Source organism: Streptomyces sp. NPDC058685, from assembly GCF_042714725.1.
Lineage (GTDB): Bacteria > Actinomycetota > Actinomycetes > Streptomycetales > Streptomycetaceae > Streptomyces.
In genome coordinates, this window is the sequence record NZ_JBHXSL010000008.1 from 1 (window position 1) to 25,264 (window position 25,264).

Genomic DNA, 25,264 nt, shown 5'->3' on the forward strand with positions numbered 1-25,264 from the left:
GGGGGCGCCCACCCCGCGTCCCGGAGGGGGGGGGGGGGTGGGGGGGGGGGGGGGGGGGGGGGGGGGGGGGGGGGGGGGCCCGCGGGCCGCGCCGGGCCCCCCCGGCCCCCCTCGTCCGCGCCCGCCATCCGCTCCCCCCGCAGGCCCGGGAGTTGCGGGACGGCGGGCTCCCGCGTCCCGGCCTTACGAGACGCCGCTGCTGGACGGGCCGAAGAACTCGATCTCGGCGAGGGATATCTGCTTGGCGCCCGAGGCTCCGTGTGCCGACTCCAGTGTGAAGCGCACCGCGGTGACCTCACCGACGCGGAAGGGGCGCCGCTGGCCCCCGGCACTCTGGTCGAGGGTGATGTGGCGCGTCGTCGTCCTGCCGTCGGCGGTGGTGATCCGTGCCTCGACACGGTGCGGGAGCGCCGACGAGGACAGCTGGTCGGCGCGGGCCGAGACACCTGAGGTGATCACGAGGTCCAGCAGGCGGGTCGGGCGGTCGAAGTGTGCCTCCACCCACTCCCCCTTGCCGGACTGCGAGATACCCGGGCCCCACCAGGTGTTGTTGAGCTTGTCGACCAACAGCTGCGGGCCGTGCCCGGGGTACGAGCGGGAGGCCGTGACCCGGTCCGGCGAGAGGGGTGCCCGCTTGGCGAAGTGATCGCGTGTCGCCTGTACACCGTCGTCGGCCTTGACCAGGGCGGTGATGAGCAGGGCGAGGACCAGCGCCGCCACCACCCAGTTGAGGACACGGCCGAAGCCCCGGCGCAGGCGCGGGCGGTCGCCGGCCCACGGGGCCGCACCGTCGCGGGACGCGAACAGGCGCCGCCACCACGGCAGTTGGCCTGGCGTATGCGGCCTCTCGGCCATGGGCATGGCGCAGCGTCCGCAGAAGTGCCGGTCCGGCCGGTTGGCGGTGGAGCACCAGGGGCAGCGCACTCCGCCGGTGGTTCCGTGGTCCGGTTCCGGGGCCCGGACCTGCGGACGGGCGGCGACCGGGCGGCCCGGCAGCACGGGTGCCACGGCCGGCTCGGCCGGAGCCCGGTGTTCGGGGTCGGCGACCGGTACGAGCAGGGACCTGGCGCGCTCGGACGCCGCGTCCGGTGCGGGAACAGGGTCATGAGCGGCGGGCGGAGCGGAGTCGGGGGCGGCTGACGGCACGGGCCGGGTGGGGGCGGTGTCCGCGGTGGCGTCGGGGTCGGCGTCCCCTCGGCGTGCCGTGGTCCGTCCGCCTCCGTCGTGCGGGCTGTCGGTCCTCGGCTCGTGCGGGCCGCCCGTCGCGGCAGGTGTCGCTCCGCCGGCCCGCGGGGGCGGGGTTGATGCGTCGTGTCCGCGCTCGCTGTCGGCCGTCGTGCCGGAGCCGCCCGCGACCGGGGTCCGGGACGCGGCGCCCCGGTCCGGCACGTGGGCCGTCCCGCCCTCGGCGCTCCGGGCCCGGTCCGGAACGGCAGCCGCGGGCACGGCCGTTGCCACCGGCCCGGCGGACGCGGACGCCGGCGTGGACGATGACGATGCGGCGGACGGGGACGCGGTCCAGCCGAGCACCGCGCCGCAGGAGTCGCAGAAGGACTGTCCGGGTTCGGCCCGGGTTCCGCACTCGGCGCAGCTCGGGACCCCTTCCCGTCCGGGGCCGGTGCCGGAGGTCTGGCTGGTCATCTCTCGGGATTCCTTTCGGCGGCGATCACCTGGACCGCGTAGGGCATGTGGGCGGGCCGGGCGGCCGCGACGAGGCTGTCCAGACGGTGTTCGTCCGAAGGGGTCGGGTCGGGCAGCCGCAGCGTGACGTTCAGTCGCGGTCGGCGCTCGCCGGGGACCGGACCGAGCGGGCGTGCGTCCCAGTCGGCGGCGCCGCTCTCGGTGATCTCGGGCTCCACGCCGAAGGCGAGCCGGATCGCCTCGGCGAGACCGCGGCGGGTACCGCGGACGCGGTGCAGATACGCGGCGGCGGCGACGGCCTCGCGCAGCCGGACCTCCGGTTCCGTGCCGTCGGTCTCGGCCCCGACCCAGCCGCCGAGCCAGTGGGTGAAGTCCACCGGGGCGAGGGTCGGTGTGAAGTAGGAGTCCAGGCAGTCGAGAACGTTCAGGATCGGCGCGATCACCTCGTCGAGCCCGGCGACGAAACGCTGCGCGAGGTCGTCGTCGGCGAAGACCGCGGGCAGCATCGCGCCGATCGGTGCGGAGGATTCCAGCCCGTCGACGGAGCCCCTCACGCCCCGTCCCCGATCACGCGGACCCGGTGGTCGAAGGAGAACACCAGGGAGGGCGGGGTGAGATCGATCCGGTTGGTGGCCTCGCCGCGCTTCCCGGTGAGGGGGTCGGCGGGGTGGAGCTGGACCTCGTCGACGAGTTCGACGCCGGGGACGCGCTGGAGGACAGCGAAGACCTCGCCGGACTGCACGGGGCGGCCGAAGGGCCAGCCCTGCCCGTCGGCGCCGCCGGTCAGCGGGTCGAGATGGCGGTAGAGGGCGTCGTGTGCCTGGCGCCGGACCCGGTCGGTGTCGGTGCCCCGGAACGCGTGCAGCGTCGCGACCACCGTGACGCCCTGGTAGAAGGGCGGGCCCACGGCCAGCCGGGTGCCGATCAGACGGCGTTCGTCGAGGTACCGGGTGATGCGCCGCAGCAGCGCGTCGCCGGGGACCAGTTGCTCGAAACGCAGCCGGCCGCCGGGGTCCGGTACCGCCTGCGGGACCACCAACACCCGTACCGCGTACGCCCCGTGCTCTCCCTCGTCGCCCTCCAGGCAGGTGATGCGGGCCGTCTCGGGGGCGGCACGGCGGGCGAGTTCCTCGTAGTCGCGCAGGGTCACCGCCCGCTCCTGGGCGCGCAGGGTGATGGGCGCCCTGGTCTTCGCCTCCGCCACCGTCTCGCCGTCGACCCCGCCGCGCGCGGCCTCCCGGTTGACGACCTCGGAGACGTACGGGACGGAGGTGCGCAGCACCCGGACGGCGCCGCGGGCGACGTTGCCGGCCCTGCCTCCTCCGGTGCGGTAGCGCAGGGCACGGATGACGGCGCCCTTGGCGGCCACGGCACCGTACTGGCGCAGTGTGCCGTCGGGTTCCCGGACCGCGGGGCCGAAGGCGATCTCGCCGGTGGCGGCGTCGAGGGTGATGTGCCGGTCGTGCGGGGCGGTCGCGGCGAAGGACGGCACGACGTCCCAGTCGGCCCACCCGTCGCGCTCGGCGGTCTGGAGCAGCACCGGCGGGGTGTCGCCGACCACGGGTGCGTGGGCCAGGCGCAACCGCTGTCCGGGCAGGCCGGTGGACTCGCCGAGCGCCTCGTCGTACACGGTCTCCGCGTGGACGGCGGTGGTGGTGCCGCCGATGGTGAACGCCTCCGCGGACTGTACGGTCGGGGAGGTCGTGTAGAAGGGCTGGTCGGGCAGCGGCTCGGTGACCCGGCAGCGCAGCCAGCCGGCTTCCTGGCCGCCGGTGCGGGAGACGGTGTGCCCGCCGGGAATGTGCAGGACCACCTCGCCCGGCCTGTTCAGTCCGCCGGTGCCGTCACGGTCGACCTCGCAGGCCGCCCAGCCGTCCTCGGTCCAGGCCTCCCAGACCAGCGGCGGCTGTCGCGGGTCGACACCGACTCCGTCGACCCGGCTGTCCAGTTCCATCGCGAGCGCGCAGTGCGGTACGGCGGCGCTGAGGCCGAGCAGCATGCAGTCACCGGGCCGGGGCGACTCGGCGAAGCACATCACGTCCTTGCCCTCGGCGAGGTCGGCGGTCCTGTCGGCGCGGGCCTCACCGCTCTGCTGGACCACGAGGTTCCTCAACTCGCACGGCACGACGGTCAGTTCACGCTCGGTCGCGAACACGACCGCTTCCTCGCTCTCGGTGCGCGTGGTGGCCACCTCGGTGCCGACGGGCAGCAGGACATGGTCCTCCTGCGGTGCGGACAGCCAGAACGTGACATCGGTGCGGGCGGCCGAGGGCGGGAAGAGGGTGATGCCGACGAGGTCCAGGAAGGCCAGGTGGTTCTTCTCCGGCACCCGGTTGAGCCGGTAGACGATCTGGTCGGCCATGTGGGCGACCGTTTCCACGAGGGTGACACCGGGGTCGGAGACGTTGTGGTCCGTCCACTCCGGGGCGCGCTGCTGGATGTAGCGCTTGGCATCGTCGACGAACTGCTGGAAGCGGCGGTCGTCGAGGTTCGGGGAGGGCAGAGCCATCAGCGGTCGCTTTCGGGAGCCGGGTCCGGCTCGTCGTGGGAGGGGATGACATAGAACGGGAAGACCAGGCTGCGCGGGTTGTTGGTCCCACGGATCGAGTAGCGGACGTCGATGAAGAGCACGCCCTGCTCGGTGCCCGCGGTGACCTCGACGTCATGGACCTCGATGCGCGGTTCCCAGCGGTCGAGGCCGGCGTACACCTCGTGCTGGATGCGGCCCGCGGTCGCCTCGTTGACCGGTGCGAACACCAGGTCGTGGATGGCGCAGCCGAACTCGGGGCGCATCGGCCGCTCACCCGGGGCGGTGGCCAGCACGAGCCGGATCGCCTCCTCGATCTCGCGCTCTCCGCTGACCAGGGCGATGCCTCCGGTGGGCCCGATCCGCAGCGGGAACGCCCAGCCCGATCCGACGAACTGCTCGGCCATCAGATCACCGGCTTCCCGTTGGCGGTGACCAGGCCCAGCATGCGGATGAACGGGGACTGCACGTTCACACCGCCCGGTCCGGTGGTCCGGAGCTGCACACTGCCCGAGGGTCCGAGCGCCCCGAGGGCGAGGACCCCGGCGGTCGAGCTGACGTTGAGGGCGGACCGCGCCCGGATGTTCATGAGGCCGCCGCTCTTGATGGTGAGGGATTTGCCCGCCGAGAGGGTCAGGTCGTTGCCGGCCTCGACGGACACCGAGGTGCCGCCGGTGATGGTGACGGCGCCCTTGCTGTCCACGGTGATCTCGGTCCGGGTGCGGTCGAGGTCGATGGTCAGCCGGTCGTTGCCGGTGACGATGCGCACCCCCTGCTTGCGGGCGCCGGTCTTCTGGCTGAGCAGGTCCACGCGGTTGCCCTGCCGGTCGGACAGGGTGTGCCGGATCGCCTGTTTCTTGAGTCCGTCGTGCAGCGGCACGTCCTTGACGACGGTCGGCTGGTCCCGGCCGTTGTAGAGCCCGCCGATGACGAAGGGATGGTCGAGGGCGCCCCGGTCGAAAGCCACCAGCACCTCGTCGCCGACGTCCGCCGGGAAGACCCCGCCGCCGCCCGAACCGCCCAACTGCACGGTGCGGGTCCAGTCGCTGACGTACGCGTCGTCCAGCCACGGGAACTGCAGTTTCACGCGCCCCTGCTTCAGCGGGTCCTGTACGTCGGTGACCAGCGCGTTGGCCACACTCGGCAGCCGAGGGGCCGCCGTGCCGCCGCCGGAGGTCAGACCGAACAGCGAGCGCCACTGCCGGCCGCTGACGGTCACCCACGTCTCGTAGTGACTGCCGTCGCCGAAGGTGTGCCGTACGGAGGTGACCGTGTACTTGCCCTCGAACGGTGTGCCCACCTCGGTGAGCGTGACGGGCACACCAGGACGCAGCTGGGGGTTGCCGCGCACCGTGACCTCGAGTTCGGCGAAGGAGGAGGTGATGTCGTCGGCGAGGGAGCCGGCGGCGAACCTGACCTCGGTCTGCCGGTCGTACGGGGTGTCGGTCTCGACCAGTTTGGCGGCCTTGAAGGCCGTGGCCGCCTTCCCCGGGGTGGTGCCGATGGCGATGCCCGGGTTGCTGCTCGCCTTCGCCAACTCCACGATCTTCTTCTTGGTCCTGACGTCCCAGCCGCGTGCCTCGACCTTGTCGACCTGGTCGGCGGCGGTGACGGCGGCCCGGCAGCGCAGCACGTCGATGCCGCCCTGGAGCACGAACGGGCTCTTCTCGCCGGGTGTGCTCGTCGGGGGCGCCCCGGACGCCGGGTCCGGTTTCACGAACCGGAACTTCCCCTTGGGGTCAAGCGACATCACCATCTCGTTCTCGTCGGCGAGCCGCGCCAGGAAGTCCCAGTCCGTCACATGGGACTGGCTGACGAACTCGTAGACGCCCTTGGTGCCCTGGACCTCGCCGATCGGGATGCCGTTCGTCCCGGCCAGTTTCCGGGCGATGTCGGAGGCGGTCTGGTTGCGGTACGCGGCCACTCTGCGCACCCGCATCAGCCGGTGGCCCGGGTCGTAGCCGCGGATGACGGTGAAGGTGCCGGTGCCGTCGTAGTCGGTCTCCATGCCGGTGACCTCACCGGTGAGCAGCGGGGACGCCGCTCCCTGGCCGTCGGAGACAGGTGCCAGGACCACCTTGGAGCCGAACCTGATGTTCAGTTTGCCGAGCAACTGCCCATGCGGGTCGCGGAAGGTGAGCCGGAACGCGCCGGGCACCCCGGCCCCGAGGTCGACCCAGCCGCCGACGAGCAGGTCCGCGTATGCGGGCGGCAGCTTCTTGCTGTCGATGGTGACGTGGATGACGTTGGAGAAGGAGGGCTTCACCATCAGAGTCCCACCTCCTCGGCGGCCGGAAGGACGAGTTCGATGCCGGTGGGCAGACGGGACGGGTCGTCGATGTCATTGGCCTCGGCGATCGACCGCCAGGCGGAGGCGTTGCCGTACTCGCGCCAGGCCAGTGACGGGAGCGAGTCGCCCGCCACGACCCGGTGCACGCTGCGCGCGGTCAGCGCGCCCGATGTCGGGTTCTGTCCCTTGGTCTTGGCGGGGATCTCGTGCAGCGACACCTGGCAGGTGGCACGGATCGGCACACCGGTCGTGCCGAACAGGGAGTACGTGACGTCGACGGAACTCACGTACGCGGTGAAGCGGGCCGTGGAGAACGAGCCCCACTGGAACACCACCCATGGCGGCGACGGCTGCTTGGCGGCGATACTCTTGCCCGTCACCTCGCAGCAGTCGAGCAGGGACTCCACCTTCTTCAGCACCGAGGTGCCGCTCGGTTTGCCGGACGAATCCAGGAAGACCTCGACCGTCATCTCCCGGGGCTCGGGCCCCATGAACTCGGGGACCGTGCCGTCACGCACGGCCGCCGCGGGCGTGGACTTCCACTGGGCGCGGCGGCTCAGCTGCAACTGAGCGGGGTTGAAGTCGAAGGTGAACGTCTTGATCAGAGCGCCCGGGGTGGTGCTGGTTCCGACGGGCGGCTCGTGGATGGCGAGCGTGGCGCGCACCAGGCTCTTGCCGGCGCCCTTCTTGCCCTGTGCCATGTCGTGTGCCGCCCCTCAGTCCGTGAACCCGTGGTGGGTGATCTCCAGGACCTCCGTGGCCACGCCCGGGTTGGCCGGGTCCAGGGTGGGGCCCTGCCAGCTGACCGGCAGCACGTCGATCAGCCCCCAGTGGGCCACTTCCGAACCGTCCGCGCGCAACGCGGCGATCTGCGCGGTCGGCCGCTTGATCCCGGTGGCCACGGAGGAGATCCAGGCCGCGACCTTGGTGGTGTCCGGGGTGAGCGGTCGGGTCAGGCGGATGGTGGAGAAGGTGACGCGCGACGGGAGTTGCCACACGAACCCGTTGTTGCCGCCCTCCTGGTGCTGCTCGACCTCCACCGCGGACGAGAGCCCTTCGCACCCGTTGAAGTAGCCGAGGCTCTCGCCGTCGATGGTGAGGGTGAAGAAGATGGTGGAGCCCGGGTCGAGATCGCGGGACATCGGGGGCGGCCTTTCTGCGGACGTCGGTGGTGCGTGCGGTGCTTGTTGCGGTGGGCGTGGGGCGGCTCAGCGACGGGGGTCGCGGAGCTTGCCGACCCGCTCCCGGTCGAGGCGCAGTTCGGTACGGATCAGCCGGGTGATGCGGCCGATCAGCCTGTGCGTGAGCTCGTCGAGCTGGAAGTCGGTCAGGGATCGGGGGTCGAACTGGCCCTTGGCGACCGGGGTGTACGCGGGCGGGGGCTCGCCTGCGGCGGTGTCCCGGCCGGGCGGGACACCGGTGGAGCCGGAGGCGGAGGAACCGGAGGCCGAGGAGCCGGAGCCGTGGGACGTGGTGTGGTGGGAGGTAACGGGCGCGACGGCGGTGGTGGTTGTGGCGGGAGTCGGAAGAAGCGGGTTCTTGGGGTCGCGTTGGACGGGGACGGGTGCTGCGGTGCGCGCGGGCATGGGTACGGATGCTGCGGCGGTGGTCGTGGTGCGCGCGGGCGTGGGTACGGATGCCGCGGCGGTGGTCGTCGTGTGTGCCGGTGCGGGTGCTTGGTGGGCGTGTCGCTGGACCACTGCCGGTACGGGGCGCGCGCTCGGCGGAACCGCTGTCGCCTGCGACAGCGGCGCGAGGCGGGTGGGGAGCGGGGTTGCCGGGGGCGTGGTCGTCGTCGGCCTGAGCCCGGGACCGGCTGACGTCAGTCGTTGGGCAGCGGGGCGGGGGCCGGGGGCGGTGGATCGCTGCACGGTCGGCCCACCACCCGCGGAAGGTGCCCGTCGGTCTGTCGCAGGCGTGGGCGCGGGACGGCGCAGGGGTACGGCGGCCGGGGCCGCCTGGCGTTGGACAGCGGGTACCGGGGGTGGAACCGCCGAGGTGAGGGCACGTGCGGGAGTCAGGGCACGGACCGGAGCGGCCGGGGACGGCGCGGGGGCGGTGGTGGCTTTGCGCTCCACGGCACGGGAGGTGCCCGCGGGGCTCGCCAGAGGGACGGCCGGTGGGTGGTCGGACGGTGCCCCGGAACCGGTCGACGGCTGGTGAAGGGCCCGCGCGACCGGTACGCCCGTACGATCCGGCGCCGCCTGGCGTGTGGTCGCCGCTCGCTGGAGGGGCGGTACGGGCTGTGCGGGATGCGGCCCTGCGAGGCTCCGCGAGCCGCCGGAATCGGTACGTCCCGCAAGGGGTTCGGCTCCCGGGGGCAGGGCGGAGAGAGGTGCGCCGAGGAGGGGCCGCCGCTGGGGGGTGGGGGTCGTGGCGCGCTGTACGGGAGCAGGCGGCGGAGCGCTGACGGCGGGTGCGGGCGACGGTGTCGGTACCTCGGAAACGGCCGACGAGTCGGGCCGGTCCGCCGGGCGCGAAGATGAGGCTGGGCCGGTGGGCCGGGCCGAGGGACTCTGGGGCCGAGGTGTGGCCGATCCGCGTGGCGGCGTCGCAGACGCCGGGCGGACAGAGGGCGTGCCGGCTGAGGGTGCGTTCCGTGCGAGCGGCGCTCCGAGGCCCGTACGCCGGACCTTGTCGGGGAGGCTCCGCTGTACCGGGGGCGCGCCCGGGACGGGCGGAGGGCTCGGGACAGGCGGAGGGCTCGGGACGGGCGGAGGGCTCGGGACTGCGGGTACGCCTCGACTCCCCTCGGAACCATACGAGTTCATATCCGCACGCGACGAGGCCGCCGTGGTGTCGGAGCCGGTTGTCGTACGCGGGGAGCCGGCTTCCGGGCTGTGGGCGCCGGTGACCGCCGGGGTGATCGCGCTGGGGGTGGTGGCAACAGGGCCGGCGGCTGCCGAAGCTGCTGGTGCCGATGCCGAGCCCGAACCCTGGTACGGGCCGGGAGAGTTGATTGCCGGAGCCGGGCGAGGCGTCTGGATGCCCCGGTCGGCCACCGGCCGGACGGGCGCGGGGGCCGCCGAAGGCGTGGGCTCTGCCGTGGTTCCGGCGGGAGGGGTCGCGGTGCCGAGAGGGGTGATCGTCGCTCTCGTCCCGCTCGCGCCGTCCGCCGACCCGGTGGGCTCTGTCGACCGTTCGGTATGGCCCATGTCCGCGTCGGCGGCGGTCGCCGCAGCACGGTGTCCTGTCGCCGCCCGTTGGACATTGAGCACCGAGTCGCCGGGGCCGGTCGCCGCACCGCCGCGCTCGCCGGGTGCGGGTGCGGGACCGGGAGTCGCGACGGCCGTCCCACGGGCGTCGACTACCGCCCCGCCAGGGGGCGTTGCGGCCCCAATGGTGTCAGCCGCCGTGCCCGTGCGAGGGGTCGACATGCTGGTGCTCGGGGGTGTCTCCGCCCTCTGGATACGTGCCACCGCCTCCCCCGCGCCTGCCGCCGGCATGCCGGGTGCGACCGCCCCCGTGTTGCCTCCGGCCGTCGTCCCGGTGGCCTCGGAGGCGGTGACGCCGCGGCTCGCCGTCGACCGCCGGACATCGGCCGAAGCCCCACTGGAGCCGTCTGCCGTACCGCCCGTGCGCTGCGCCCCTCCGCCGGGCGCGTCCGTGCCTGGGCGCGTCGTCGCCGTGCCGTGCGGCTCGGCCGTCGCCCGCTGAATGTCGGTCTCGGCTCCGGCGGGGCCTGCCGCCTTGCGTTCGGGGATGACCGGGGGAAGCGCTGGACCGGTCGCGGTCGCATCGGAACCAGCCACCGCTCGACGGGACTCGGCGGGCCGGCTGCCGGAGGTGTCCGGAGCAACGCCGACCGGGACGCCGGCCGCCCCGGCCCTCGGGGCGTCCAGGTCACCGCCGGCCACGGCCCGGGCCGCCGCGAGCGGGTCCACCTCCGCACCGACCGAGCCCGCCACCGAATCGGCCGGGAGGACCGGACCGACCGCCTCAGCGGCCGAAGGGGCTGCGACCACCGGCTCGCGGCCCACCGAGCCGCCACCGCCCGCGCGTTCGCGGCGCGCCACCGGCAGTGCACGCCGCTGCACGACTGGCGTCGCCCTCGCGCTCGTCAACAGGGTCGGCCGGTCGGACCGAGGCACCACGGGAGTCACGCGCGGCCCCTCCGGGCGCGACGCCGTGACCTCCCAGGACGCGCGCTGTACCGGCAGCGCAGCGCCCGGCTCCGCCTCCGGCTCCTCGGGTTCGGCCACCGCCACCGGCAGGGTCCGCGAGGGCAGTTCGAGTCCGGGGACCGGTTGCGCCGACGTGGTGAGCACGTCCTTGACCAGCCCTCCCGGGGCCCCGTCCAGGACGGCGTGGGACAGGGTCCCGGTGAAGGAGGGGTTCTGCCAGGTGCTCAGCCGCCCGCCGAAGCCGGCGTCCGCGACACCGGGCTGTCTGCCGACAGCCCGCTGCATCGGAGCCAGCCCCGCCCAGCCGGCCGTCACCGCGACCGCGGCCTCAGAACCCGTGCCCGTACCCTCCGCGCCCGCGCCCGCATCAGCGCCCGCGCCCGACGAACTCCCGCCCCCCACAGCCGAGTTCGTCCCCACGGCCGGGCTCGCAACCGCGGCCGCGTCGCCGCCTCGGCGGCCTGCGGCAGCCGCCGATCCACCCCTGAGCCGTTCGAAGAACCCCATCCCTCAGCCCTCCGCCCCGCCCCGCGCCACCAGGGACGCGATCTGTTCCGTATAGCGGCGGCGATCGTGGTGTTCGAGGTCCAGGATCTCCTCCATGCTCCAGTGGAAGTGGTAGGCGACGTACGCGATCTCCTCGTGCAGCCGGTCGGTCGCGTACGTCACGATTCCCCCAGGCGGCTCCCGCCGAGTTCGACCTCGAACGGCTCCGAACAGTGCGGGCACTGCACGGCGGCCCGCGTGTGGCCCTCGGCGTTCACCTGACGGTAGAAGTCCTGGAGGAACGCGAGGTCGGAGGCGAACATGTTCTCCACCACGCCGTCGTGCACCGACGGAAGCGTGCCGAGGCCGGTGATGACCCGGCCCAGCAGGACCACCGACAGATAGGCGGGGTTCTCCTGCACTCTGACGTCCCGCAGCGGGATCAGTTCGTCCCGGGCCGTGGCGAGACGCATGACGCCGTCCCGGTGGACCGTGCCGGTCCCGTCGACGTAGCCGCGGGGCAGTTGGAAGGGGAACTCCGTCCGCAGCCGCTGCTCGACCGGGGCCGGAGCCGGGGCGGGCGCGGGCACCGGAGCAGCCGTCTGCTCCGGTCCCGCGGCCGCCTCCGGGGCCGGTACGTCCACGACCGGGCCGGCGCCCGTTCTGGCCGTCGTACGCCGCATTACTCGATGACCAGTTCTTCGAAGACGATGGTCACGGTCTCGGTGAGCGCCGAGGCCTCGCCCGCCTTGAGGGTGCTGGCGTCGATCTTGCTGCACCATGCCTTGCGCATGTTGTAGCGCTTGACCGGGTTGTTCTCGTAGTCCATCAGAATGATCGAGGCGTCCTTGCGGGCGGTGCTCATCCGGCCGGAGATCGAGTCGTTGATCCACGTCGTGAACGCGGGCGACTGGGTCATGCCACGTACGACGGTGCACTGACCGTCCTTCTGCACACCCGGCATGAGACTGATCTCGGGCCTGCCCTGCGCCGAGTTCTGCGGGCTCTTGATGACGTCCTGCTCGATGGTCAGACCGCTGACCTCGGCGAGGTACTCGACCATCACTCCGTCGATCTGGAGGCCGAAATTGTGTGAGGTGAGGGAGTCACCCGGGCTGAGGCTCATCTGTTCTCTGTCCTTGTGAGGGGTTGCGGAGGAAGGCGGGCGTGGGCTGGGGAGTAGGCCGGTGGCCTACTCCTCCAGCTCCCCGCTGCCGCTGGAGAACTGAGCCAGCCGGAAGATCACGAACTCCGCGGGCTTGACCGGCGCGATGCCGATCTCGCAGATGACCCGGCCGAGGTCGACCGACTCCGGGGTGTTGGTCTCCGCGTCACACTTGACGTAGTACGCCTCCTCCGGCCGCTGGCCGAAGAGGGCGCCGCTGCGCCACTCGTTGACGAGGAACGCCGACACGTTGCGCCGGATGCGGGCCCACAGATTGTGGTCGTTCGGCTCGAACACCACCCACTGGGTGCCGAGCAGGATCGACTCCTCCAGGTAGTTGAAGTACCGGCGCACGTTCAGGTAGCGCCAGGCAGGGTCGGAGGACATCGTGCGGGCGCCCCAGACGCGGATGCCGCGGCCCGGGAAGGCGCGGATGCAGTTGACGCCGATGGGGTTGAGCAGATCCTGCTCGCCTCGGGTGATCTGGATCTCCAGGTCGACCGCTCCCCGGACGACCTCGTTGGCGGGCGCCTTGTGCACACCGCGCTCGAAGTCGTTGCGGGCCCAGATACCGGAGATGTGACCGCTCGGCGGGACCAGCGTCGACTGGCCCGAGGCCGGGTCGAAGACCTTGACCCAGGGGTAGTACAGGGCCGCGTACTTGGAGTCGTAGCCCGCGGTCTCCTGGCGCCAGACGCGGATCTGACGGGCATTCAGACCGGGCGGCGGGTCGATGATCGCGACCCGGTCGCCCATCAGCTCGCAGTGCGCGATCAGACCGAGCTGGACCGCCTTGACGGCCTCCAGGTCGATGGCGCCGCGCTGGTAGGCGGCCATCAGGTCGGGGACGGCGACCATGGCGATCTCGTCCACGGCCTCCAGGCCGCCGAAGCCGGTGCGGTCGGCGGAGTCGCCGAGGTACTCGGCGGGGCCGGGCTGGGAGTCGCTCGCGCCGGCGGGGGCAGCGGGCGCGGGGGCCGGTGCCGGTGCTGCCAGGGCCACGGTCTGATTGTCGGGGCGCGCGAGCTGCCCGGCGGGCGCCGACTCCTGGACCGCGATGAGCTTGGAGCGTTCCTTGACCTGGGTGACGACGTAGTTGCGGCCGCCCTTCTTGGCGGTCACGTCGAAGGTCTCGACGGCCTTGTCGCCGTCCTTGACGATCAGCTTGAACCGCTCGGCGGGGCCCTCGCCCTCGGGGTCGGCGACCTCGACACTGAGCGAACCGCCGGCGACGGCGGTCACGCTGAAGGTGCCGAGCTGCTTCGGGTCGCCCGCCGGGAGCGCGGCCCGCTGTGCGGAGCCGCGCAGCGCGGCCGGAGAGCCGTCGGACGACGCGCCGCCCGGCGTACCGCCCACGCGGACGACGTACGCGGCGCTGCCGCCGTTGTTGAAGAACCCGTACACGGAGTGCGCCAGGTAGTACCCGTCGGTGAACTCGCCGAAGGCCGCGACGTACTGGGACCAGTTGGTGACCAGGGTCGGTTCGTTCAGCGGACCGGTCGGGGCCAGGCCGACGAAGGCCGCCACCGAGGTACCCACCCCTTCGATGGGACGGGAGCCGCTGGCCACCTCCTCGACGTATACGCCGGGCGACAGGTAGGACGGCATGCTCTGCGCTCCTCGGGGGTACGAGACAGGACGTCTCTCACCCTCACGCGCGAAGCGCGTCCACCGAAACGGCCTCCGGTACCCGTTCGGGGGCAGGACTTCTGCCCCGAGGGGCAAGCGCGGTCACCCGCTGCGGCCGGCTGCCCTCGGGACTGCCCCGAAGTACCTTCCGTGGCCCCGGTGTTGCGCACTACGTCTTGGAGACCGGTGTACCCGTCTTCGAGGGGAGGTCCCGTGCGCGCGCAGGACAAGGACACCGACAAGGCCCGCGGGCGGGCCGGCGCGGGCCGCCCGGCAGGGCGCGTGCCCGCACAGGGGCCCGTCTCCGGGATCCTGGCGTTGCAGCGCGCGGCGGGCAACGCGGCGGTGTCCCGTGCGGTCGAGGAGCAGCGCCACCGGCACGACGCGAACTGCGGGCACGGCCCTGCGGTCCAGCGTTCCTCGGTGCACGACGTGCTGCGTTCGCCGGGGCGGACGATGGACGCACCGCTCCATGACGAGATGGAGAGCCGTTTCGGCGGCGAGGACTTCAGCGGCGTACGTCTCCACACGGACTCGGAGGCCCTTCGCTCCGCGGAGGAGATCGGCGCGCAGGCGTACACCTCCTTTCCGCATGTGGTGTGGGACGGCCGGGACAAGCAGGTCCTCGCCGAAGAACTGCACCACATCGGCCGGCAGAGCCGGGGGCCCGTACCCGGCACCGACAACGGCGACGGTCTGATGATCTCCGACCCCCGTGACTGGGCGGAGGTCGAGGCGAAGGAGACCGCGCGGCAGGTGATGAGCGGGCCGGCGCCGGTGCAGCGGGCCGTGGAGACCGCGGGCGGCGGGGCCGGGTCACCCGGCTCCGCACGCGGTGCGGGTGGGAGGGGGCGGGGTGCGGGCACGCTCAACGTGCAGCGGGCCTCCTCCGGTACCGAGGAGGAGGCCAAGGGCACGTACCGGCAGAAGGAGCCGACCGCCGCCGAGGACCGGGACGTGACCCTGCGCATGCTGGACCGCATGTCCCGTATCGCTCTGCGGACCATCGTCGGCACGAACGCGGAGAGGACCGTCGGCCACGACCCGGACTCCTCGCACTCCGAGTGGTCCTCGGAGAGCGACAGCGAGAAGCGGTAGGGAAGCCAGGACCGCGCCGCACGGGAGGGGCAGCCGGGAGGTCCGCGAGGACATCCGGTGTGCCCCTGCGACTCCTGACTCCCGCCGAACTCCCCGCCTACCGTGGGCGTGTGAGCCTTTGGACTTCCCTCGAACCCGCGTCGGCCACGGTGGACCCCGGCGGCAGCACGACGGTACGGCTGCGCGTGCGCAATACCGGTGATGTGGTCGACGAGTACCGCTTCGAGCCGGTCGGCGACATCGCGCCCTGGACCACCGTCGAGCCTCAGACGCTCCGCATCTACCCCGGTACGACGGGCACGGTGGAGCTGCGGTTCGCGCCACCGCGCACCCCGGACGCGACCGCGGGCCCGAACCCGTACGCCGTGCGCATCACCCCGACCGAGCACCCGGAGGCGACGACCGTCCCCGAGGGCAATCTGACCATCACGCCCTTCACGGAGATACGGACCGAACTCGTCCCGCCCACCGTCAAGGGGCGGTTCCGCGGGCGTCCGCGGCTCGCCGTCGACAACCTCGGGAACACGAAGCTCACGGCTTCCGTCAGCGGCAGCGACACCGGCGACCAGCTGTCCTACGACATCCACCCGAGCAACATCCAGATCGAACCCGGCCGCGCGGCCTTCGTGAGGACCACGCTCAAGCCGCGCCAGGTCATCTGGTTCGGGTCCAAGGAGGAGCGGCCCTACACGCTCGCCGTGCAGCGCTCGGGAACCGTGCCGCTGGACGTCGAGGGCACCTACGTCCAGCGCGGGTTCCTGCCCGGCTGGCTCCTCACCTTCCTCGGTGTCTTCCTGGCCCTCGCGATCACCTTCGTGATGCTGTGGATCGCGTACAAGCCCCAGGTGCGCAGCGCCGCCACGGAGAAGCTCCAGGAGGCCGGCGTCAGCACGCTGCCGCCCAGCCCTTCGGTGTCCGCGCCGGCCCCGGCGCCTCCCTCCCCCACGCCGGCCCCGCAGCAGTCGCCGCCCCCGGCGAACGACGGGGCCGGAGGCGGTGGCGGTGGCTCCGAGGAGAAGAAGGAGTCCAAGGCCCCCGAGGACACCGCGGCGGACGCCGTCACGCGGCTGGCCGCCGAGAAGTCGGGCCGGCACATCTGCTATCGGGCGTACGTCGAGGGCGACGGCTGGACGGACCCCGCGTGCGACGGCAAGACGGCGGGCACAGTGGGCAAGGGCAAGCCGATCAAGAAGCTCAACATCGCGGTGTCCGGTACCAATGGCACGGCCGGCAGTGCTTTCGTCCACGACCCCGAGTCGACCAACGACCGGGGCCACTACAACGCTCCGTGGTCGGGCGCGCCCGACGGCGTCGACAACTACATCGGCAGCCGGAAGAAGGGTGCTCCGGACATGCTGGGGTTCGTCATCAACGTCGGCGAGGGCAAGAACCGCGTCTGCCAGACCGCCCACGTCCGCGACGAGGGCTGGCACGGCCTGGGCTGTGACGAGCCGGACAGCGGCGAGGGCTTCATCTTCGGGGGCACCCTGACGAACTCGCTCTGGCTGGAGGCGGTCCGGTTCACCGTGTGAGGTGACCCGGCGTCCCGGCGGTCACCTGTTGCCCTCGCGGGGGACGCCGGGAGTCACCGGTTGCCTCGCCCGGAACCAGGTGGGTCACCAGTTTCCCTCGCCCGGAACCAGACGGCCGGCCTTGCGGTACTCGCGCTCGGCGCCCTCCCGCAGGTCGGCCGTCGTCACCCGTCCGGAGCGGCCCGCGGCGGCGTAGGCGGCGGTGACGACGGCACTGCGGATGGAGCCGCCGGCGAGCTCGAAGTCGCGGGCGACCGCGGCCGGTTCCGTGTTGTCCGCGCACGGCACCGAGCTGAGACTGTGGCGCCACAGGGCCAGCCGCTGACCGGCGTCGGGGAACGGGAAGTCGACCACCAGGTCGAGGCGCCGGGTGAACGCCTCGTCGATGTTGGCCCGGAGGTTGGTGGTGAGCAGGGCGATGCCCTCGAAGGACTCCAGGCGCTGGAGCAGGTACGCGCTCTCCATGTTGGCGTGTTTGTCGTGGGAGTCCTTGACCTCCGAGCGCTTGCCGAACACGGCGTCCGCCTCGTCGAAGAGCAGGACGGCGTCGGTGCGGTCGGCCTCGGTGAAGATCCGTTCGAGGTTCTTCTCGGTCTCGCCGACGTACTTGTCGACGATGGACGAGAGCTGGACGACGTAGAGATCCAGGCCGAGTTCGGAGGCGACGACCTCGGCGGACAGGGTCTTGCCGGTGCCGGACTCGCCCGCGAAGAGCCCGAGGACACCTCGGCCCCGGCCTCCCCCGGCGCTCAGGCGCCAGTCGCCGAGGACCTGGTCGCGGTGGCGGGCCCGCAGGGCGAGTTCGTGCAGTTGGCCGAGCGGCATGTCCGGCAGGACGAGATCGTCCCAGCCGACCTCGGGGCGGATCCGGCGCGCGTGGCGCTCCAGACCGGACGCGGTCTGCTGCCGTGCGGCGAGCCGCAGATGGGCGTCGGTCACCGGGGTGCCGTCGAACGCGGCGAGGTCCACAGCCGCGCGGGCGGCTCGCCCGATACGGTCCCCGCCGAGCCGGTAGGGGGCGACGGTGGCCGCCAGATCGAGCCCCGGACTCTCCGCCGCGGGACCGAGCGCGGCGGACCAGACGTCCACGGCGCCCGCACGCAGCCGGGGCACGTCGAGGACCAGCGGATCGCGCTCGCACCACTGCGGGTCGTACGGGCGGGTCCCTGCGAACAGAACCGCCACGTCGGGCGAGGTCAACGCCCTCAGGAGCGAGCCCGGTTGCTCGGGCAGCGGTGACACCACGACGGCACAGTCACGCAGACGGGCTTCGCGGAGCAGACGAGGGAGCAGGTCCGGGAGCGCGTCCTTCGCCGTCGAGGGGGTGAAGTGCAGGGCCTCGGCACCCGCCGCGCGCAGGGCTGCCGCGGCGTACACGAGCCCGTCGCCCTCCCGGTGTTCGCGCAGATGCACGACGGCCGGCCGGCTGCTGAGCCGCTCGGCGAGCCTGCGGGTGAACCCCTCGTCGTACGTTCCCGAGGCCGCCGCGAGCGGGCGGAGGTGATCCGCGAGCGCGGCGTCCGGGGTGTCGTCGCCGAGGAGATGGGCGACGACTCGGCCCGGGACGCGCAACGTACGGCTGAGAAAGGGCCGTTCGGCCTCCTCGACCACGAGCAGCCCGAGCGTGGACAGGGGCGCCGACGGATGGAACCTCGCCCGCGCTCCGGAGTTGTGCGCGGGCAGTCCGCACAGGTCGAGGGCGAGTCCGGCAGTGGCGCGCCGACGGCTGACATCGTCGTTGAGGTAGCCGTACAGGGGCTCGAAGGTGCGGTCGAGATCGGGGGCGAGGGCGATGAGCAGGATCCGGACGTCCAGCCCGGTGAGCCCGAACCGTCCAGCGAGTCGCGCCAGTCGGTCCTCGGGCCCTTCGTGGTCGGGGGCGGGTCCGGCGGGGTCCGGCGCGAGGGGCCGCAGCAGATGCCGTACGGCCTCCTCGGACAGATAGAGCCCGCGCAGGGGGTCGGTGGCGGTGGGGTCGGCGGCGGCGCGGTGGTCGACCAACCGGGCGACGTTCCGGCGTAGTCGGGAAAGACGGCTGAGGAGAGCGCCGAGGTCGGCATCCTCCGCTGTCGCCGTGCTGTGTCCGGGTGCCGTCGGCTGTGCGGTGGAAGCCGTCTCGCCGGCGGTCTCCGTCGGGGTGTACGTGCTCACGTGCCCTGCTTCCTCCGGCCCCGGCCGTCTGCTTCCTCCGACGCGGACGGTGGCCCGTCGCCGTATTCGTCCGGGGCCGCCGTCGCCGCGGCGCGGGCGGCCGTCGCGGAGGCCAGGTGATGCGGCCGGTGCCGCCGCTCGGGCGAGCCCTCCAGGGTGCCGTCGATGCCGCGTATACGCACTCCCGCGCCCTCCGTGACGGGCGGGCCCGCGTCGTACTCGGGGTACGCCGGGAAGGGGGCCGTCACCACGAGGTCCAGGGACGGCTTCAGTTCACCGCCCAGCGCGCTCCAGATCTCCGCCATGGAGCGCGCCTCGGTGTGCAGGCCGGCGACCGTGAGGGGCACGGACAGGCCCAGTTCGCCGAGCGCTCCGGGGAGTTCGTCGGCGGGCAGGATCTCGCGGGGGATCAGGGTGGCCAGCACCGCGGACAGCAGCCGGTGTTCGTCCTCGGGCCGCTTGGTCCAGGCCGTGACCAGGTAGGACAGCCGGAACCAGCGGGGAGGCTGGCGGCGGCGCACGACGAGTCCCCGTTCGTCGAGGACGGCGACGGCGCCGCGTTCGCGCCGCTTCACGTCCTCGCGGATGTCGTACAGATAGGCGTTGACGGCGGGCTGGTTGCGCCGTGCGGCCCAGTCGCGGGTCGGGGCTTCGAAGGAGACCTCGATGCCCGATCCGGCCAGGGCGCCACCCCCGATCAGTCGCTTGAGGACCTCGTCCACCTCGTGGATCACCGTCGTGCTCCTGCCCCGTCGTGAGTCTGTCCGCCGATCGTGCCCTCAGGAGCGCCGACTCCGCAGGGCACGCCGGGGACGTCGAGGGGGCAGAGCGCGGTGCCCGAGTAGCCCTGTTCGCCCGCCTGTTGGGTCAGATGTAGCCTTCTCGCAGGGCATATGCCACGGCATGTGCCCGGTTTCGGAGGTGCAGACGCGTGGTCAGTCCGTGCACGACGTTCTTGACGGTCCGTTCGGAGTAGGCGAGCTTGCTCGCTATCTCTCCGGTGTCGAGCCCTTCCGCGACCAGTCGCAGGACGTCGACCTCGCGTGGCGCCAGACCGGAGGAAGGAACACCCGAGTGGTTGGCGGCCGTCCGCTGCAACGTTCCTACTTGGCTGATCAACCGCCCCAGCAGGTCGCCGGGGAGGTCTCCGTCACCCCGGGACGCCGCGAGTACGGCCTGCAACAGCCGCTGTGCGGTGGCTTCCTGCCGCCAGACGATGGTGCCGATGCCGCACTCGATGACGTCGAGCAGCTGCGCCTCCCGGATCACACCCACCACGAGCACGGCACGGGCGCCGTCGCTGCGTACCAGCCTGCGCAGTCTCGCCAGTGTGGTCTCGTCCGGGGTCTCGCTGATCAGCACGACCACGGTGCCCGGCCCGACCTCCGTGTCCTCGACGAAGTCGATCACCGGCTGTTGCCGCAGCAGACTCATCGCGCCCGCACGGGACACGGGATCCGCCGCGTTGACCACGACGGGTATCCGGTGCGCCGGTTCGCCCGCGGCGGTGTCTGTGGTCCGTAATGAGCTGTGCAAACCGTTTCTCCCCTGTCCCCGTACGCGCCCGGTCGGTTGCTCGCCACCTCTGTGGCACGGGTGGCAAGCGGGCGCATTCCACACTCGTGCGCCAGGGGTGTCACCCGCAATCGTGGAGGACCACGAGACGGACCACGAGATCGGCCACGAGCCCGTCGACGGCAGGAGGCACTGATGCGCGGCCCCGGACCCCTTCGCGAACGCCGGGAGGCGCTGGCCCTGGTGACCTCCGAGGTCGAACGCGCCCGACGCGGCTCCGGTCGCCTGGTGTTGTTCAAAGGCGCCACCGGCACCGGCCGCAGCGCACTGCTGGAAGCCGCCGCGGACCATGCGTCGGGGCGGGGCATGCGGGTGCTGCGCGCCCGCTGCTCCCCCGGCGCCGCGCCCCTCGCCGTCGTACGCCAACTGCTCCAGCCCGGTCATGAGTTCGGGTGCGTCGATGAGCCGCCGAAGTCGTCCGGCACCACGTACGACCGGAACGGGGCCGCCCGGCTGTGGCGGCTGCTGCGCGAACACGCGGCCGAGGCACCGCTTCTGGTCGCCGTGGACGACGTGCACCTCGCCGACGAGCCCTCGCGCCGCTGGCTCGTCGAGGCGGCGCGGCACGTCGACCGATTACCGGTGCTGCTCGTGGTGACCGAACGCAGCCAGTACGACATCGAGCCGCCCGCGGACTGCCTGGACCACACCCTCTCGCCGGCCCTCGTACGCGGCCACACCCTCGCGCCCCTCGGCGCGAACGCGGCGACCGACGCGGTCCGTTCGGCCGTCGGCGTCACCGTCCCGGAGGACTGGGCTGACGCCTGCGTACGCGCCGGCGCGGGCAGCCCGCTCCTGCTGCGCGCTCTGCTGGACGATCTGCGCGCCGAGGCCCCGGACGACCTTCCGGCCGCCGTGCCGGACACCTGCGCCGCCCTGTACCCGGGCGCCTACCCGTCCGCGGTCTCCTGGTGGCTGGACAGCGCGGGGCAGGCCACCGCCGACGTCGCCCGCGCGCTCGCCGTCGTGGACGACGTCCCCGGGGACGCGGATGACCACGCCGGTCTGGCCGCCGGGATGGTGGGCGCCGACCCTGCCCGCGTCTCGGGCTGGCTCACCGCCATGACCCTTCTCGGCTTGCTGCGCCCGGACGCGGACGGCCGCCCCCGGTACGCCCATCCGCTGTTGCGCGACGCCGTGTTGAGCGGGTGGTCCGGCGCCCGGCGGCAGCAGGCGCACCGTACGGCGGCCGAGGTGATGCTGCGCCGGGGCGACCGGGCCGAGGGGGTGGCCCGGCAGTTGTTGCGCACCGACGCGATCGGCGATGCCTGGGCGACGAGCGCGCTGCTGGACGCCGCCACCGTCGCCGTCTCCGAGGACCGCACGGACGACGCTCTGGCCTATCTGCGCCGGGTGCTGGACGAACCGATGCCGGCGGCCCGCCGCGCCTCGGTCCTCACCGAACTGGGCTCCCTCGAATTCGCCACCGTGCGGTCGGCCACCGGCATACCGCGGCTGACCGAGGCGGTGCGGCTGCCGGGCATGCCGCACGACCGGGTGCGTGCGGCGGTGGCTCTCGGCACCGCCCTCGCCCGGCGGGGCGAGGCGCGCACCGCGATCGACATCCTGCGCGCGCTGGACGAACCCCTGCGGGACCATCCGAACCTGATCCGTACCGTGCAGGCCGCCTCGGCGCTGCTGTCGGACCACGACCCGGGGATACGCGAGGAGGTGTACCGCTGGCTGCGGGAGATCGCCGAGCGGACACCGGACCTGGTGGGCGCGGCGGGGCAGGCGCTGTTGGTGCGGTACGAGGCGACAGCCGGTCTGACGTCGGCGGACTCCGCGATGAAACGGATCCGCGCGCTGCTGGAGTCACCGCCCGACCCGCTGGCGGAACCGTTCCTGCTGGGCACCGCGGCGGCCGTCGCCCAGTGGGCCGACGAACTCGACGAGGCCGAACGGCTCATCCGGCGCGGCCTGACCGGACAGCGCGCGTCCCTGCTGCACCCCATGCACGAGGCGCTGCTGAACGTGCGGACGGACATCGCCGCGGCCCGGGGGCGCTACGCCGAACTGATCGCCGCCCCCGCCGCCCCGCAGGCAGGCCCGGCACAGGTGGGCCGGAGCGCGCCCTCCAACGCCCAGGCCCACGCGGTCATCGCGCTGGTGGAGACGGGCCGCACGGAGGAGGCCGCACGGCTCACGGACGGTTTCGATCTGCGGGCCGCGCCGGAGTCCTGGGAACTGCACCGGTTCCGCTACGCGCGCGGCGCGTTGCGCGCGGCCCGGGGAGACATGGAAGGCGCTCTCGAGGACTTCCTGGAGTGCGGGCGCCGGCAGACGGCGCGCCATGTGGTCGCGCCCGTCGTCACACCGTGGCGGACCGCGGCGGCCGAATGCCGGCTGGCGCTCGGCAGGCCGGACGAGGCGCTCGCGCTCGCGGACGAGGAACTGCGGCTCGCCAGGGTGTGGAACACACCGCGCTGCGTGGGCAGGGCGCTGCGTGTCCTCGGCACGGCGACGGGCGGGCGGCGCGGACTGGAGCTCACGGACCGGGCGGTGCGGCTGCTGCGGGACGCGTCGGTGGAGAGGGAGTTGCTGCCGGCGCTGGTCGCGCGGGGGCGGCAGCTCAACGCCGCCGGAGAGCGGGCGCGGGCGCGCGACTCTCTGCGGGAGGCGTCCGAGCTCGCTGAGCGGCTGGGCGCCGTGCGGCTGCGGTCCCTGGCGGAGGAGGCCCTGCGCGAGGGCGGCGCGCGCCGTGTCGCGACGGCGCTCACCGGGGCCGAGGCGCTCACCGGAAGTGAGCGGCGGATCGCCGCGCTCGCCGCCGGCGGCATGACGAACGCCGAGATCGCCGAACTGCTCCACCTCGCTCGGCGCACCGTCGAGACCCATCTGACCAGCGCCTACCGCAAGCTGGGCATCCGGCGCCGGACGGAACTCGCCGGCGCGCTCGACGAAGGGCCCGCGGATGCGGAGTCGGCCGAACCGGAGCAGAGCGATACCGGGCCGGCCGACTGATTCCTCGGCGGGAGAGGCGGGCGGGAGAGGCGGCAGAGCACCGAGGGGGCCGCCACGACCGTTCGCTCCGGTCGTGACGGCCCCCTCGTCGTGCACGGCAAACCCGCGGAACGGCAGACCCGCGGATGGGGTCTCGGGCCCGTCGTTCGGATCAGGCCCTAGGAGAGGTCGCCGTCGTAGTCGGGCAGCTTGAACGTCTTCTCGGCGTGCCCGCCCACCAGGTCGGTGGTGTTGTTGCCGATGTTGGCGATGATCGTGTAGCCCTTGGCCTCGATCTCGGTGCGCTTGTCGGTCTTGTACTTGCTGACCTCGTGGAAGAGGTCCGGCAGGTCACGTACGTACAGACCGTCGACCGGGAAGCCGACCCGCTCCAGGTTGTACTCGGTGAGCGAGTAGATGATGCCCGGGCGCGCGGTGACGAAGAAGATGTCCACGCCGCGGGACTCCGCGTACGTGGCGAGGTCCAGCACCGGCTTCACCGCGGGGGTCGGGATCTCCCAGAAGTAGTGGAAGTCCGTCTCCAGCGACGTGTTGTCGATGTCGAGGACGATGGCCTGCTTCTTGCCACCGGGGTTCGCGGTGCGCTGCTCGATGTAGGGACGCGCCACATCGATGACGGCCTTCACGTCACGCTGCCACGTCGCGTAGTCGACATCGGCGAGGAACGGACCGTTTGACTTCTGCGCCGTGGAAGCGGCCTTGGCCGCCGGGCCGTCCGACGGTGCCGGGGTCGCGGCGGTGGCCACGGGTGTGGCCACGGTGAACGCCAGTGCGGCGACGCCCGCCACCGACCGGACTCTCCACTTGCCTGCATGCATGGGGGGTTCTCCTGGTCTCGGAACAGCTCAGGGAAAGCCCCCCGTCCGGTACGGACGGAGGGCCTTGACATGCTCGCGTCCCATGATGGACGGAACCTTACGTTCCCTCTACTGGCCGGTAGCAAGATTCTCGACGGACCTCCGGGAACGGTCCGCGAACCGAACGAGAGATGACGCGGACGGACTAGCAGTCCTTCTCACGCAGCGAGTGGAGATGGGCGCTGGACTTGCGGGCGAACGCGAAGGACTCGACCGGGTTGTCGTGCTCCGCCTGCCAGTGGTGGTCGCGGCGGCCGCCGTGGGTCTTGTTCACCGCCGAGATGAAGCGCTTGTAGTCGATGTCGCCGTCACCGACGTCGACCATGTCGTACCCGTCACGGGCCGCCTCGTTGCGCTCGCCGTCCTTGACGTGGAAGAGCGGGTAACGGTGCGGCTGCTTGAGGACGTAGCGCAGCGGGTCGAAGGGCGCGGGGGTGCCGTCGACCCGCTTGCCGAAGCGGAACTGGCCCACATACGCCCAGTAGATGTCCATCTCCAGATAGACGAGGCTCGGGTCGGTCTCGGCGAGCAGCACGTCGTAGAGACGGACCTTCGGCTTGTCGGTCGCGAAGGAGAACTCCTCGGCGTGGTTGTGCTGGTAGAACTTCATGCCGCGCCTCCGCGCGGCGGCGCCGTAGGTGTTGAAGTCCTCGGCCGCGCGCTTCCAGCCGTCGACGGTGGCGCCGTAGCGCCAGGGGCCGGACGCGGTGCCGATGTGCTTGAGCCCCAGGGCCTGGGCGTCGTCGAGCACCTTCTCCAGGTTCTGCGCGAAGCTGTAGGCACCCGGGTTGTTGTCGTCGTAGTAGTTGACGTGACTGCCGATGGGGTTCAGGCCGTGGTCCCTGGCAAGCCGCTTGAGCTGGGCGAGCGTGATGGGGCCCGCGGAGCCCTGGGTGTAGCCGGCGAACTCGACCTCGTCGTAGCCGTTCTTGGCCAGCTCGGCGAACACCGGCGCGAAGCCGAGGGTGGAGACCTTGTCCCGCAGCGAGTAGAGCTGGATGCCGAGACGCCCGGGCGGCAGGACGGGACGGCCGCGGCCGTGTCCCCTGTCCTGGGCCGCCGTGACGGGGGCCGCGGACGCGGGGACGGCCGCGCCGAGCAGGGCGGCGGCACTGGCACCGGCGGCGACGCCGAGCATGCCTCGTCTGCTGAGACGGTGGGAGAGCTCCGGGTCGTGGTTCTTGGAGGTGCGGCTCATGTGGATAACTCCTCGTTGTCAGTGCCG

The 25,264-nt window shown here is 72.6% G+C and carries 21 protein-coding genes; 4 read left to right on the plus strand and 17 right to left on the minus strand.

The window, feature by feature from the left end; translation table 11 throughout:
- Positions 1 to 183: 183 nt before the first annotated feature.
- The 8 genes from ACFWU3_RS09570 to ACFWU3_RS09605 form a co-directional block, all read right to left on the minus strand.
- The gene (locus ACFWU3_RS09570) at positions 184 to 1,641 is read right to left on the minus strand and encodes an NADase-type glycan-binding domain-containing protein (protein ID WP_384433661.1); all 1,458 of its coding nucleotides are present in this window, start codon (positions 1,639 to 1,641) and stop codon (positions 184 to 186) included.
- Positions 1,638 to 2,195 carry a phage tail protein gene (locus ACFWU3_RS09575; RefSeq protein ID WP_384433664.1) on the minus strand — a complete coding sequence of 186 codons (558 nt, stop codon included), beginning with the start codon at positions 2,193 to 2,195 and terminating at the stop codon, positions 1,638 to 1,640. The genes ACFWU3_RS09570 and ACFWU3_RS09575 overlap by 4 nt, the downstream gene beginning before the upstream one ends.
- On the minus strand, positions 2,192 to 4,150 hold the full coding sequence (locus ACFWU3_RS09580) for a putative baseplate assembly protein (protein WP_384433667.1): 1,959 nt from the start codon (positions 4,148 to 4,150) through the stop codon (positions 2,192 to 2,194). Before ACFWU3_RS09580 ends, ACFWU3_RS09575 begins: the two co-directional genes overlap by 4 nt.
- Complete coding sequence (locus ACFWU3_RS09585; protein WP_313943105.1) at positions 4,150 to 4,575, minus strand: GPW/gp25 family protein; 426 nt, start codon at positions 4,573 to 4,575, stop codon at positions 4,150 to 4,152. Before ACFWU3_RS09585 ends, ACFWU3_RS09580 begins: the two co-directional genes overlap by 1 nt.
- Positions 4,575 to 6,437 carry a VgrG-related protein gene (locus ACFWU3_RS09590; RefSeq protein WP_384433670.1) on the minus strand — a complete coding sequence of 621 codons (1,863 nt, stop codon included), beginning with the start codon at positions 6,435 to 6,437 and terminating at the stop codon, positions 4,575 to 4,577. The genes ACFWU3_RS09585 and ACFWU3_RS09590 overlap by 1 nt, the downstream gene beginning before the upstream one ends.
- Complete coding sequence (locus ACFWU3_RS09595) at positions 6,437 to 7,159, minus strand: peptidase M23 (protein WP_384433673.1); 723 nt, start codon at positions 7,157 to 7,159, stop codon at positions 6,437 to 6,439. The genes ACFWU3_RS09590 and ACFWU3_RS09595 overlap by 1 nt, the downstream gene beginning before the upstream one ends.
- A gap of 15 nt (positions 7,160 to 7,174) precedes the next feature.
- Positions 7,175 to 7,600 carry a phage tail protein gene (locus ACFWU3_RS09600; RefSeq protein ID WP_313943107.1) on the minus strand — a complete coding sequence of 142 codons (426 nt, stop codon included), beginning with the start codon at positions 7,598 to 7,600 and terminating at the stop codon, positions 7,175 to 7,177.
- A gap of 66 nt (positions 7,601 to 7,666) precedes the next feature.
- Complete coding sequence (locus ACFWU3_RS09605) at positions 7,667 to 8,044, minus strand: hypothetical protein (protein ID WP_384433676.1); 378 nt, start codon at positions 8,042 to 8,044, stop codon at positions 7,667 to 7,669.
- A gap of 1,789 nt (positions 8,045 to 9,833) precedes the next feature.
- Here ACFWU3_RS09605 and ACFWU3_RS09610 point away from each other — a divergent pair.
- Positions 9,834 to 10,115, plus strand: coding sequence for a hypothetical protein (locus tag ACFWU3_RS09610; protein ID WP_384433679.1), 282 nt, complete (start codon positions 9,834 to 9,836; stop codon positions 10,113 to 10,115).
- A 977-nt stretch (positions 10,116 to 11,092) separates the two neighbouring features.
- On the opposite strand, the gene ACFWU3_RS09615 is transcribed toward ACFWU3_RS09610, so the two are convergent.
- The 4 genes from ACFWU3_RS09615 to ACFWU3_RS09630 all read right to left on the minus strand — a co-directional run bounded on the left by ACFWU3_RS09615 (position 11,093) and on the right by ACFWU3_RS09630 (position 13,841).
- Positions 11,093 to 11,251, minus strand: coding sequence for a DUF6760 family protein (locus ACFWU3_RS09615; protein WP_313943111.1), 159 nt, complete (start codon positions 11,249 to 11,251; stop codon positions 11,093 to 11,095).
- Positions 11,248 to 11,751, minus strand: a complete 504-nt coding sequence (locus ACFWU3_RS09620; RefSeq protein WP_384433682.1) for a hypothetical protein — start codon at positions 11,749 to 11,751, stop codon at positions 11,248 to 11,250. Before ACFWU3_RS09620 ends, ACFWU3_RS09615 begins: the two co-directional genes overlap by 4 nt.
- Positions 11,751 to 12,194, minus strand: coding sequence for a phage tail protein (locus ACFWU3_RS09625; RefSeq protein WP_313943113.1), 444 nt, complete (start codon positions 12,192 to 12,194; stop codon positions 11,751 to 11,753). The genes ACFWU3_RS09620 and ACFWU3_RS09625 overlap by 1 nt, the downstream gene beginning before the upstream one ends.
- Before the next feature lie 66 nt (positions 12,195 to 12,260).
- On the minus strand, positions 12,261 to 13,841 hold the full coding sequence (locus ACFWU3_RS09630) for a phage tail sheath subtilisin-like domain-containing protein (RefSeq protein WP_384433685.1): 1,581 nt from the start codon (positions 13,839 to 13,841) through the stop codon (positions 12,261 to 12,263).
- Positions 13,842 to 14,075: 234 nt separating this feature from the next.
- Between ACFWU3_RS09630 and ACFWU3_RS09635 the strand changes: the two genes are divergently transcribed.
- Together ACFWU3_RS09635 and ACFWU3_RS09640 are read left to right on the plus strand one after the other, a co-directional pair.
- Complete coding sequence (locus ACFWU3_RS09635) at positions 14,076 to 14,960, plus strand: DUF4157 domain-containing protein (RefSeq protein ID WP_384433688.1); 885 nt, start codon at positions 14,076 to 14,078, stop codon at positions 14,958 to 14,960.
- A 110-nt stretch (positions 14,961 to 15,070) separates the two neighbouring features.
- Entirely contained in the window at positions 15,071 to 16,492 is a 1,422-nt protein-coding gene (locus tag ACFWU3_RS09640; RefSeq protein WP_384433691.1) for a hydrolase, read from the plus strand.
- An 84-nt stretch (positions 16,493 to 16,576) separates the two neighbouring features.
- On the opposite strand, the gene ACFWU3_RS09645 is transcribed toward ACFWU3_RS09640, so the two are convergent.
- The 3 genes from ACFWU3_RS09645 to ACFWU3_RS09655 all read right to left on the minus strand — a co-directional run bounded on the left by ACFWU3_RS09645 (position 16,577) and on the right by ACFWU3_RS09655 (position 20,179).
- A complete protein-coding gene (locus tag ACFWU3_RS09645) occupies positions 16,577 to 18,643 on the minus strand; it encodes an ATP-binding protein (protein ID WP_384433694.1) in 2,067 nt (688 codons plus the stop codon).
- Positions 18,640 to 19,377 carry a DUF4255 domain-containing protein gene (locus ACFWU3_RS09650; protein WP_384433696.1) on the minus strand — a complete coding sequence of 246 codons (738 nt, stop codon included), beginning with the start codon at positions 19,375 to 19,377 and terminating at the stop codon, positions 18,640 to 18,642. The genes ACFWU3_RS09645 and ACFWU3_RS09650 overlap by 4 nt, the downstream gene beginning before the upstream one ends.
- Positions 19,378 to 19,510: 133 nt before the next feature.
- The gene (locus ACFWU3_RS09655) at positions 19,511 to 20,179 is read right to left on the minus strand and encodes a response regulator transcription factor (protein ID WP_384433699.1); all 669 of its coding nucleotides are present in this window, start codon (positions 20,177 to 20,179) and stop codon (positions 19,511 to 19,513) included.
- 174 nt (positions 20,180 to 20,353) lie between these two features.
- Between ACFWU3_RS09655 and ACFWU3_RS09660 the strand changes: the two genes are divergently transcribed.
- Positions 20,354 to 23,182, plus strand: coding sequence for an AAA family ATPase (locus ACFWU3_RS09660; protein WP_384433702.1), 2,829 nt, complete (start codon positions 20,354 to 20,356; stop codon positions 23,180 to 23,182).
- Positions 23,183 to 23,340: 158 nt separating this feature from the next.
- On the opposite strand, the gene ACFWU3_RS09665 is transcribed toward ACFWU3_RS09660, so the two are convergent.
- Together ACFWU3_RS09665 and ACFWU3_RS09670 are read right to left on the minus strand one after the other, a co-directional pair.
- Complete coding sequence (locus ACFWU3_RS09665) at positions 23,341 to 24,000, minus strand: HAD family acid phosphatase (RefSeq protein ID WP_313943121.1); 660 nt, start codon at positions 23,998 to 24,000, stop codon at positions 23,341 to 23,343.
- A gap of 184 nt (positions 24,001 to 24,184) precedes the next feature.
- The gene (locus ACFWU3_RS09670) at positions 24,185 to 25,237 is read right to left on the minus strand and encodes a sugar phosphate isomerase/epimerase family protein (RefSeq protein ID WP_384433705.1); all 1,053 of its coding nucleotides are present in this window, start codon (positions 25,235 to 25,237) and stop codon (positions 24,185 to 24,187) included.
- Between the last annotated feature and the right edge of the window lie 27 nt (positions 25,238 to 25,264).

Coding starts and splice junctions, on each gene's coding strand:
- ACFWU3_RS09625 (WP_313943113.1), bottom strand. CDS start 12,194: ATGAGCCTCAGCCCGGGTGACTCCCTCACCTCACACAATTTCGGCCTC.
- ACFWU3_RS09665 (WP_313943121.1), bottom strand. CDS start 24,000: ATGCATGCAGGCAAGTGGAGAGTCCGGTCGGTGGCGGGCGTCGCCGCA.
- ACFWU3_RS09605 (WP_384433676.1), bottom strand. CDS start 8,044: ATGCCCGCGCGCACCGCAGCACCCGTCCCCGTCCAACGCGACCCCAAG.
- ACFWU3_RS09580 (WP_384433667.1), bottom strand. CDS start 4,150: ATGGCTCTGCCCTCCCCGAACCTCGACGACCGCCGCTTCCAGCAGTTC.
- ACFWU3_RS09610 (WP_384433679.1), top strand. CDS start 9,834: ATGCTGGTGCTCGGGGGTGTCTCCGCCCTCTGGATACGTGCCACCGCC.
- ACFWU3_RS09620 (WP_384433682.1), bottom strand. CDS start 11,751: ATGCGGCGTACGACGGCCAGAACGGGCGCCGGCCCGGTCGTGGACGTA.
- ACFWU3_RS09600 (WP_313943107.1), bottom strand. CDS start 7,600: ATGTCCCGCGATCTCGACCCGGGCTCCACCATCTTCTTCACCCTCACC.
- ACFWU3_RS09660 (WP_384433702.1), top strand. CDS start 20,354: ATGCGCGGCCCCGGACCCCTTCGCGAACGCCGGGAGGCGCTGGCCCTG.
- ACFWU3_RS09570 (WP_384433661.1), bottom strand. CDS start 1,641: ATGACCAGCCAGACCTCCGGCACCGGCCCCGGACGGGAAGGGGTCCCG.
- ACFWU3_RS09585 (WP_313943105.1), bottom strand. CDS start 4,575: ATGGCCGAGCAGTTCGTCGGATCGGGCTGGGCGTTCCCGCTGCGGATC.
- ACFWU3_RS09670 (WP_384433705.1), bottom strand. CDS start 25,237: ATGAGCCGCACCTCCAAGAACCACGACCCGGAGCTCTCCCACCGTCTC.
- ACFWU3_RS09590 (WP_384433670.1), bottom strand. CDS start 6,437: ATGGTGAAGCCCTCCTTCTCCAACGTCATCCACGTCACCATCGACAGC.
- ACFWU3_RS09630 (WP_384433685.1), bottom strand. CDS start 13,841: ATGCCGTCCTACCTGTCGCCCGGCGTATACGTCGAGGAGGTGGCCAGC.
- ACFWU3_RS09595 (WP_384433673.1), bottom strand. CDS start 7,159: ATGGCACAGGGCAAGAAGGGCGCCGGCAAGAGCCTGGTGCGCGCCACG.